The organism is Methylicorpusculum sp., from assembly GCF_030651835.1.
GTDB lineage: Bacteria > Pseudomonadota > Gammaproteobacteria > Methylococcales > Methylomonadaceae > Methylicorpusculum.
Genome location: NZ_JAUSBX010000044.1, coordinates 1 through 9,919, shown reverse-complemented (window position 1 = coordinate 9,919; position 9,919 = coordinate 1). Strand labels below are relative to the sequence as shown.

12 protein-coding genes are annotated in these 9,919 nt (G+C 45.0%); 2 read left to right on the top strand and 10 right to left on the bottom strand.

Features of this window, described 5'->3' with window-relative positions; genetic code table 11:
• Positions 1–99 precede the first annotated feature (99 nt).
• Positions 100–351 carry a hypothetical protein gene (locus Q7V32_RS05375; RefSeq protein ID WP_304895952.1) on the bottom strand — a complete coding sequence of 84 codons (252 nt, stop codon included), beginning with the start codon at positions 349–351 and terminating at the stop codon, positions 100–102.
• A 339-nt stretch (positions 352–690) separates the two neighbouring features.
• Here Q7V32_RS05375 and Q7V32_RS05370 point away from each other — a divergent pair, with 339 nt between their 5' ends.
• A complete protein-coding gene (locus Q7V32_RS05370; RefSeq protein ID WP_304895951.1) occupies positions 691–1,155 on the top strand; it encodes a CreA family protein in 465 nt (154 codons plus the stop codon).
• A gap of 177 nt (positions 1,156–1,332) precedes the next feature.
• Here the strand turns inward: Q7V32_RS05370 and Q7V32_RS05365 are convergent, their stop codons facing one another.
• Both Q7V32_RS05365 and Q7V32_RS05360 read right to left on the bottom strand, forming a co-directional pair.
• Complete coding sequence (locus Q7V32_RS05365; protein ID WP_304895950.1) at positions 1,333–1,548, bottom strand: cold-shock protein; 216 nt, start codon at positions 1,546–1,548, stop codon at positions 1,333–1,335.
• 174 nt (positions 1,549–1,722) lie between these two features.
• The gene (locus Q7V32_RS05360; protein WP_304895949.1) at positions 1,723–2,430 is read right to left on the bottom strand and encodes a metal-dependent hydrolase; all 708 of its coding nucleotides are present in this window, start codon (positions 2,428–2,430) and stop codon (positions 1,723–1,725) included.
• 199 nt (positions 2,431–2,629) lie between these two features.
• Here Q7V32_RS05360 and Q7V32_RS05355 point away from each other — a divergent pair, with 199 nt between their 5' ends.
• Positions 2,630–2,869 (top strand): hypothetical protein, encoded by a 240-nt coding sequence (locus Q7V32_RS05355; protein ID WP_304895948.1) that lies wholly within the window; start codon positions 2,630–2,632, stop codon positions 2,867–2,869.
• 57 nt (positions 2,870–2,926) lie between these two features.
• Here the strand turns inward: Q7V32_RS05355 and Q7V32_RS05350 are convergent, their stop codons facing one another.
• The 7 genes from Q7V32_RS05350 to Q7V32_RS05320 all read right to left on the bottom strand — a co-directional run.
• Positions 2,927–3,340 (bottom strand): hypothetical protein, encoded by a 414-nt coding sequence (locus Q7V32_RS05350; protein ID WP_304895947.1) that lies wholly within the window; start codon positions 3,338–3,340, stop codon positions 2,927–2,929.
• Between the two features lie 79 nt (positions 3,341–3,419).
• Complete coding sequence (gene tatB, locus Q7V32_RS05345) at positions 3,420–3,731, bottom strand: Sec-independent protein translocase protein TatB (RefSeq protein ID WP_304895946.1); 312 nt, start codon at positions 3,729–3,731, stop codon at positions 3,420–3,422.
• 9 nt (positions 3,732–3,740) lie between these two features.
• Positions 3,741–3,956: a twin-arginine translocase TatA/TatE family subunit gene (tatA, locus tag Q7V32_RS05340; RefSeq protein WP_304895945.1), complete on the bottom strand. Its 216-nt coding sequence runs from the start codon at positions 3,954–3,956 to the stop codon at positions 3,741–3,743.
• Positions 3,957–4,088: 132 nt separating this feature from the next.
• Entirely contained in the window at positions 4,089–6,158 is a 2,070-nt protein-coding gene (locus Q7V32_RS05335) for a PhoX family phosphatase (RefSeq protein WP_304895944.1), read from the bottom strand.
• Between the two features lie 765 nt (positions 6,159–6,923).
• The gene (locus Q7V32_RS05330) at positions 6,924–8,600 is read right to left on the bottom strand and encodes a choice-of-anchor I family protein (protein WP_304895943.1); all 1,677 of its coding nucleotides are present in this window, start codon (positions 8,598–8,600) and stop codon (positions 6,924–6,926) included.
• Between the two features lie 388 nt (positions 8,601–8,988).
• Positions 8,989–9,504 carry a TVP38/TMEM64 family protein gene (locus Q7V32_RS05325; RefSeq protein WP_304895942.1) on the bottom strand — a complete coding sequence of 172 codons (516 nt, stop codon included), beginning with the start codon at positions 9,502–9,504 and terminating at the stop codon, positions 8,989–8,991.
• Between the two features lie 232 nt (positions 9,505–9,736).
• The coding region (locus Q7V32_RS05320; protein WP_304895941.1) for a hypothetical protein at positions 9,737–9,919 on the bottom strand (183 nt) is incomplete at its 5' end.

Below are 9,919 nucleotides of genomic sequence, written 5' to 3'. Positions count from 1 at the left end.
CTCTCGCATGACTTAACGCCGTTTCGCGATGCCTTGCAGGTTTTCTCCGCAAGCTACGAAAACCCGCCCGGCGCTACGGCTATCGGGGACTAAAAATCTTCACTTCGCTGGCGCTCCGTTTCCAAGATTTTCAGCGGATGAGTCTGTCTTAAAGTTTTGCCAGAAAAAAACCGGTAACATCGCAAATTTTTTTAACGGGTAAGCGACCATAGTAGCGCCCAGCGTTCCGCCTATGACTAAAATAAAAGACGGCCAATTGATTAACGAGACCGGATTACCCTCATCCAATACGAAGGCGATTGCAATTGCGCTTATAGCAACAAAAGGGCCGAAAATAGTTGCAAAATCCATCAGAGCAGGGTGTTTCCCATATTTTATGCCGGTAAAAAATTCCGAAGCGTCTAGTTATTCAACTTGCTGACCGGAACTCGTAAAATGTAACTTTACCTTAAAGGTTTCAATAACTTAAACATTTAATCAAGCACAAATCATACTAATCCTGAAGTAACCATAGCTCATAATCAAGCAAAGTAAAACTGCAATATTTAATACCGGACTGACCTAAACCATGGTCCATCAATTGCCGATCGGACTTAGACACGTTCCTTCAAAGCCCTTAGCGACACAATACCTGATCTTAAAATTTCTTGTTACAATCGAACCTAATCTATTCACTCATTCGTCATCCCCATGAAACAAGCGCTAGCATCATTAACAATAGTTCTCAGTTTTTTATCACCGGCAGTTCAATCGGAAGAAATCGGCTGTGTTACAACGGCATGGAAACTCATTGGAGCTAACCACAAGGTTTGCGTACAGGCTTTTGATGACCCCAAAGTTCAGGGCGTTACCTGCCATATCAGTCAGGCGAAAACCGGAGGCATTGCAGGCACACTGGGAGTAGCAGAAGACCCTTCTCAATTTTCGATTGCCTGCCGTCAAGTAGGACCCATCGTTATTAATGGCAAATTGCCGGAAAATGAGACGGCATTCAGCGAAAACACGTCCATTCTGTTTAAGGAAACGCGGGTGAATCGTCTTTTTGATTCGAAACGAAATACGCTGATTTATGTCGCCATCAGCCGCTTGTTAATTGATGGTGCACCGGCGAACAGTATTTCAACCGTTCCTATCATGCCTTGGAATGGCAAATAAGCGTTTGTCGGAAAATTTGAATACAGTAAAAAAGGATATTTATGGTCTTTCAACTTGGTGAAGTCATCAGTTTCTTGGCTCATTCAAGATAAAATGATCAAAACTGATAAGCCGACAAACTTTAGGGCAGTTACCAACTCTCAACATATGCTGTTGTTGTGAGTTGGTATGAGACCTTTAAATGACAGTCACTTCTTCTGCTTGAGGTCCTTTTGGGCCGCTAGTCACTTTAAATTGGACTTGCTGGCCTTCATCCAAGGATTTGTAGTTGCTGTTTCCACTCAGGATATTTCTGAAATGGACGAAAACATCGGGTCCTTGTTGCTGTTCAATAAAGCCAAAGCCTTTATCTGCATTAAACCATTTAACGGTACCTGTAGCTATTGTCGACATAATGAGTCCTAAAAATATGTAAATGCTGCCTAAATTCGGGCAGGTAAAGCTGATAACGAGGAAATTACTTTATGAAGAACAGAACGAGAGACTACAGGAGTGACATCGAAGTGGTAAACAAAGGGTAAGTCAGGTTTTCGAGCTTCGGCAATTGTAGACTGATCCTTGTTGATGTCAATGCAGTGATTTCAACAACTGACTACCCATCCGCGCAACCTCTCCCCAGTTAGTTTGAGCAAGTACCCTTCCTAAAGACTCAGCTGATGGCGTTACAGACATTAAAGCCATCACTGCCACCAGCAATAAACCGGAAGCAAGCATATCGTTATAACTGAATAATTTTAAAGCCGTGCCAAATGACTTTTTCATTCTAAATCCGGATAAATTGACGCTATAAATTTCATCCAGACATAAGTGCACAATAAAACCAAAACCAATAAAAATCCCGTTATACCAAGACTGCAGGCTATCCCAGTCCAAAAACCAATGACTGAGACAAGTAACCAGAAAGCCGAAAAAAAGCGCCCCCAGCAGAGAATGGAAAACGCCGCGATGTTTGGTTGTTTTATTGAATAAATAAAATAAAGGGAAACGAATCAGCAGCGCAGCAATAACAGCATACAAAAATAACTGCTTTGTAGGTATCAGATTGGTTTGCCGGGATAAAATCAATCCAGCGGCCAAAAAGGCCAGACTATTAAAAAGACGTCTGGCCGGTACTGAGTTTTCGGCATCAACATCCGGCAATAAGCCGCCTATGACGCCAAAAAAAATCAACCTTGGGATATCAACAGCATCGACTATCGAAATTTGATACAAACCACCGGCAAAGGCAGTGCTTGCAAACGTAGCGACTGAAAGGTGTGTTTTAAAATTGGCCATGGATGTCCGTCGTGCCGATGCGACAAAAACGGGTCATTTTACCGGTAACTAAAACTAATACTGTAAAGATTTCTATAAGCACAGCAATTCCCTGATTAATGATAAAAAAGGGAATTGCAGCTATCAGAGGGTGGAACAACAATAATGATTAATCGAGGTTAACTATTCGCCCGCTTTGAATTGAGTCAGCTTAAAGGAATTGTCAGCTATTTTTAGGGTGTGTCGGCAAACCACGTCAACTTGGCTAACGGCAAGGGAGATCGACGGGATCGCCGCACTTCTGGATAAGCCACGTAGTGGTCGACCCCTTAAATTGACTGGCGATGCCAAACGTTATGCGCTTGACCAAGTTAAGGAATCGCCCCGCAATCTCATGACGGTGTTGGCGCAACTGGCCGAACACTGGATAGAATATCTCGGTCAGCATCGCCTCGCTTAAGCGGCAATGTTGGGTTGGCTACGCCAACCGCAACCTATGTTTATTAAATTGAAAAAGCTATTCGGTCGGATTAAGCGGACGGCCGGTTTTAAGATTTTCCACTTTCCCGATGGCCAGCTTGAGCTCTTCATCGCTTAAAGTTTCCAGCAATAAGAGCCCGGCGCGAAGTATTTCGCTTTTTTTAGCCTGCAAGCCCATAGTCAGGCATTTAGCCTTGAGTTCCGAGATTTTTCGATAATCTGATTTAGGAAAGGAAAAACTGTCTCTGACCACTTTAGGTGACTCGTTTTTCTTCTTCTTGGCTGATTTTTCCGGAGTTGATTCGCCGGTTGTTGCCGTTACGGTCTTTTTTTCCGGCTTTTGACTTTGAACCGGCTTTGCTTTTGAAGAGGTAGGCTTTGCTACCTTTGCTTCTTGAGTGACAGATGATTCGACTTCTGTTTTTTTTGCTTTATCCGTTTTTGTATTCATTTTCATCGTTCCTATACAGTGGGCTTTAAATAAAAGTATAAACCGTATAGATCGTTTTTTAAAGCCTTATCTTGCAACCTTAGCTTTTATCTAAGGCACTATCGGTCAGTGTAATCGACTCAACCGGACGATTAAGCGACTCCGCCGCCAAACTGATGTCATTGCTGATGCGGCTCAACTCTTCCTCCGCTAGTTGCGCATTAACCGCACTGCGCAATTCTTCTGCATTCAGTTCTTCTTTGATTTCCGCCTTGATTTTTGCAACGGTATTTTGGGTTTTACCCAACCAAAATCCGGCGATTCGGGCAATTTTTGGCAATTTCTCCGGACCGATAACGATGAGACTGACCAGTCCGATTACACAGAGTTCGGTAAAGCCTATATCAAACATACAAGAGGGTTAAACTTTGCTTTCTTCATGCAATTCGACTTTGCCATCCCTGATTTCGGAGGCATTGGCACTCAGTGTTTTATCCCCTTCACCTTCTTTCATTGACGAGCGAAAATTCTTGATGGCTTCGCCAACGTCGGCACCTATTGTTCTAACCCGTTTAGTGCCAAATAATAAAATGACGATCACCATAATAATGACCAATTGTGTCACGCTGATACCCATACTGACTCCTGACTGTTTAACTCATGCTGTGCACGAAAGTGTAAATGTGAATCCCGAAAAAAAAAGAGGCATCCCTGCCTCTAAATCGTCCTTGACCAACTACCTACTCCTGGGTGCGCTAAAGCTTACTCTTTATAAACCGACAATACCGCCGTCTTCACGCGTGATGACGATGGTCGATGAACGGGGACGCGCGCCACTGGTACTTGAAACTACCGGTGCATCGCCTGGATGTCTGTATACGGCACCGCTGTCTGGCCAGTTACTGGTAAAACTGTTTACCCCTGATCTATCACCTGGATGCTGAAAGTTGACAAACAAGTTTTTTCCATCAGGCGTTGACACAACACCCGTAGTTTCCTGATCGTTGGGACCAACCAAAAAGCGTTTTATCTCACCGGTGACAGGATTGGCAGCCAACATCGCATTAGCACCAAAAGGACCTGACGCTTGTTGTGAACCGCTCATATCGGTTTGAATCCATAAAATGCCGTTTTGGTCTATCCACAACCCATCAGGGCTCGCAAATATATTGTCTTGCGTCAAAGCAGGGCCGCCTTGCTCCGGCAATACTTGACTGTTGTTTTCAGCACCCGCCAATACAAAAATATCCCACTCAAACTTTTCAGCCCAAGAGCGATTGCCTTGCTCGCGCCAACGAATGATATGACCGGTTGGATTAGGACCCCGCGGATTAGCAGCATCGATATTACCCGCGTTTCTGCTACCATTATTGGTCAAAGTGAAATAGACTTCGCGGGTTTGCGGATGCACGGCGCCCCATTCTGGTCTATCCATTTTAGTTGCACCGACCACATCAGCAGCCAAACGGGTATTGACCAATACATCAGCCTGATCTTTAAATATGACACCTGCTTCTGCGGCCGCAGCCTGGAAAGCCAGATTGTTATAATCCAACGCCAACCATGTGCCGGTACCGTCGTCGTTGAAGCGAGCTACATACAAAGTGCCTTCGTCCAAAATATCGCCTTTGACAGTTTTGGTGTAACGCGCTTTGGTAACAAATTTGTATATGTATTCATTCTGCGAATCGTCACCCGAATAAAATGTCAATGGTTGACCGAGTTGGGGAGCAGCAAAAACACAGCCTTCATGCGCAAAACGGCCCAAGGCAGTTCGCTTTTTAGGTGTGCTGTTAGGATCGAATGGGTCGATTTCCAAAATCCAGCCGTGGCCGTTAGGTTCATTACGATAATCCTCAATAGCTGTCGTGCCTTTGACTGAAGCATCAAAACGGACATATTGGTCCTCCTGGCTTTGTGCAGTTTCCCATCTATAACGACCGTTGCTGGTGCTTACACCGTAGCGACTGTGTTCTCTTGGACGGCCTGTTTTGTTAACAAAATAACCAGCCCAGTTTTCTTCGCAAGTTAAATAAGTACCCCATGGCGTGTAGCCATTTCCGCAATTGTTGATCGTACCGCGAGCTGTTGTGCCATTAGGGCTGTACAGAGTTTTAACCAGATCGCTGCCACGCACAGGACCCCGGATATCCGAATGAGTTTCTGCTGTAACACGGCGATTGTATCGGCCATTGACCACATTCCATTCACCGCTCACAGCATCTTTCTTGACTTCAACAACACTGACGCCGTGGCCTGCTATTTCTTTTCTGACTTCGTCAGTAGGACGTTGGCCATTGACCAATGTTGCGCCGTTTTGATGAAATATGTTTTGATCGACATATTCATGGTTGATACATAACAAACCATGACCATTCGGATCACTCGGCATTGGAAAATAATGTATGCCGTCATGATGCGAACCTACTTGTTGCTCTTGTTCAGCACCTGTGTTTGACCCGTTGGCTTTATAAACCGGATAAGTGCCGGTGATAGGTGTGCCCCAGGGAGCCAGCGTCTGTACTTTATATCCATCCGGAACGGTAGCCGTATCCGAACGCAATACGGGTAAGGCCGTAAAGCTCAACGCTGGATTCAACGCGAAAGGCGGTTTAACGCCCGCTGCAGGAGGCAATAAACCTGGCGCAGCATTGGCTATGCTTGACAGCCCGGACGCACCAAACATGCCTGCAACTGCTACACCTAAACTACCCGTCAGCATTTGTCTGCGCGATAGATTCTTTTCCAAAATCGTTGAAAAATGGGGATTATCGGAAAGGTTGCTCATCGGCTCATCGCCGGAATCAATCTCAACCAGGTCTTTATTAAAATCGTTCATGATGTCCTCGTCTCTCTTGCGGGTTAACGTGAGATCACAAGAATAAAGATACTGTGTGAAATTATGATGAAGGTTTGATGACAAGAAAATGTCAAAACCATGACAGTTAATCGATGCTGTAAGCAACGATGCAAAATAATGAAAATCCTCAACCTGTTCCGGTTGATTGATTCAAACACAGAATTCTTAAAACGGACGGGGCTTGCAGAAAGCAGTGCAGGATATTAATTTACAGCAATTCCCAGTTTGATAGCTTCAGCGTCATTTTGGGCTGGGAAAAGCCTTTCGAGGAACGCCGTAAACCCTTCCATGGGGGGCTTGACAGCGGCATCTGACCGCCAAGGAGGGTGGAAATGCAGATTTTGTCCGGAATAATAAATCTGCCCTGCTGCCGACATCCTCAAAAAGCTTCACCCAGCCCTTTTTTCTCTTAAAATTGAAAATTGCTGGTTAATTTAGGTTATGTTTGCGTTATCGTGAAAGCCGATGGGTAGGGGGCTAAGCGGCGGCAGCGCACCCACCTTTAACAGCGAGGATGCAGCTGTCGCCTTATCCGCACTACTACGCTCTTTCATTTGTCGAGGTAATGCCAAGCCTTCAGATGGGTTAGTAGTTAAAAGGACATCAATGCCGTCACTCCGGCCTTGATTGCCGAAAACAAGGTCACATGGTTGTGAAAATCCAACGCCATCCATGGCTTCTGGACACCGGCTATCCGTGCCTAACTTAACGTCGTTGGGGGTAACGTTCCGCCATCAATGAGGGTTATCCCAACATTTTTTTACGTCTCGACATGCCAAAAACTCCTGCTAAAGCAGTAGCCATCAGCGGTAGAGCCGCCGGAACAGGAATGGGTTGAACAACCGAGTAAACACCGATACCACCTCCATTCAACTCATATCCGGCTATTAACAAGTCTTTACCGGTTGGATTGAAAGCCGCTTGAATAAACAAAAGCGATTCGGGCGAAATCAGTCCATCAGCCAGACTGTTGATATAACCGGCAAACTCCATTTGTTCAGGGTTGGTAATATCGTAAGCCAGCAGACCGTTTTGTCTTTCCATGCCGATAAAAGCATAACGCCGACCGTTGATCTCACCCAAAGCCAAACCCTCAGGTTCCGGTCCTTTGTCCGCTGAACGCGCGTCTCTTGTAGATGTGTCACCGCCAGTGATGTTGTGCAAAGTAGGATCCAGTTCCAGAAGCTTGGTCTCAAACGAACCACTGTCGCTGACCAACTGACCGGTTTCAGCATCCCAAATGGAAAAAGAACGGGTACCGGTCATGGTCAATGTCTCTATTTTACCGTCGCCATCGGTATCCCCGTCTATTTTGGAAATACGCAAGCGGCCCAAAGCACTATCCGCTTTGTAATTACCGTAAATAGCATTGAGCTCGGCTTCAGTAGCACTGTCAACAGAACCCGCAGGCAGATCTTTTACCCGAATCCGGTCATTATCATCCACGCGAAAATCGCCTTCATTAGCCGTCACGATGAATTTTTTTCCGGCTGAACTGAACGTGGCAATAGTATCGGGCATAGGCAATCCGGCTACTTTATCGTTGATAAACGCACCGCCATCTCTATCGGAGGCATCAACAACCTGCGCTATTGTGCCCAGTTTATGAAGGTCAACCCATTTTTCCGACGCCAAATCAAACACACCGATCGCATTGTTTTCCTGAAGACTGACGTACAAACGACCGTCTAACTCGGAAATAAACTCCGGCTCAACATGCCGGTAGAGTTCAGTCGCTGTCAGATCATTAAAGCGAAGTCCGTCCAAAGTCAGGCCATCGGCCAAATGATGAGACTGGAAATCGAATGTTTTCACATGGGCACTGGTCAAAGATGCAAAGTCGCTGAGCGACTGAATGCCTGAAAGATCGATAATGCTGATAGAACCCGGTGCATCGGTATTACCGCCACTGGTAAACTCTCCCTCGTTAGCCACAAACAAGCGGCTACCGTCTGCTGAAAACCTGATACTGTCAGGATGATATCCAACATCCAGGGTCGCCAAGGCACCTAACGAACCGTCACGGTAATCAAAAAAACCTAATTTTCCGACTGTCGTGCCGTTGGCTTTAGGTATCAGCGAAACTGCACCAAAGCCACGACCTAATGGATCTGCAGCCGTCGAGGAAGCGCCGCTAATATCGGCTACACCGCCAAAAACCGTATCAAAAGTAATCAGTCCTCGTTCACTCAAAGTGCCTGTGCTGCCTAAAGATAAAACCTGAACACCTGTTCCGCTGCTGCCTGACATCGTACTTAACACAGTATACTGGTCGGGTGTATAAGCCACGATTTCCGCGCTGCCGTTACGCGCGCCATTGGCGCTGGTGAAAGCATGCAGCAAATTGATTTCCAGATTTGCCTGTGCTGAAGGGGCAAAGATTGCAGACAACGTCACTGCCAGGGGTAGTGATTTATTCATGAATGTCTCCTGAGATGATTTTTTGAAATACACAAAAGTGTGATGTATTTCACCAAAAGATCGTGACAATTAGGTGACAGCGGCATTAGACCAATTTCGTCACTACAGCATATCCGATTCATTGCGAAGGTCTTAAATAACCTGAAGTTTCCCAATAATTTCAGAAGAGAACTGCCATTCTGCTTGAGATGCAGGAATTATCGATAGAGTCTATGTAAACGGTGACTAACCTATTTAACAAAGCAATGTCGCGTAAGGCTGAGGGAGTCATCCCGGCATGGATTGCCGGAATCCAGGTCACAAGGATGTGAAAGCCCTCGCCATCCATGGCTTCTGGACCCCGGCAATCCCTGCCGGGGCGACATCCACTATTTACGCGAACAGTGCCTTATTTTATGACGTTATTTTTCTTCAAAAAAACAGGTATCAAAGTAATCACAACAACGATGATTAATGAAACGAGAATATCGAAACTGAACAGGTCTTTAATAGAATGGATGTGATCGAGTTGATTTCCGCCATTGGCATAAATCAATGAAGCAGGCGTCACCCCGATAAGCGTGCTTAATAAATATTTTTTGAAAGATATTCTAGAAATACCCCCCAATATATTGATTAAAAAATAAGGTACAACCATAACCAGTCGTAGTGATAAAAAATAATAAAACCCGTTTTTTTCTATTTCATTGCCGATAGAATCCAGTTTATCCGAATAACGATTTTTAAATATCTTGTTGAACGAATAACGGCTTATTAAAAACCCGATCAGGCAAGCCGCAAGGGTAGCGGCTATATTGTAAAAAGCACCCAAATAAAAGCCGAAAAAGAAACCGCCTAATACTTTCAGAACCGCTGCCAGGGGAATCGGTGAGTTAATAAATAGGATGCAGAAAGTAAAAAACATAACGACTGAAAAAAAGTAATTATTACTAATAAAATACCTTATGTATTTTTCATTATTTTTTACGTTATCCAAGGTGATGAAATCCGCCGAGTACAGGCTTAGGATAATAATCAATACTAATAAGATAATCAGCCAGTTTTTTACATTAATCATGTCAGGTTTTACCGTAATTTGGAGTATTCAACGGCTCTTCAATAGTAACGCAAGTATTCAGTCCCCCTCTTTAAAAAAGCTATGTTTGCGTTAGTAGTTGAAAGTAAATCAACACCGTCATTCCGGCATGGATTGCCGGAGCCGTTAGACCGCGTAAGCGAATCCAGGTCACAAGGATGTGAAAGCCCAACGCCATCCATGACTTCTGGACCCCGGCAATCCCTGCCGGGGCGACGCCTACTATTAACGCGAACATAGCCTT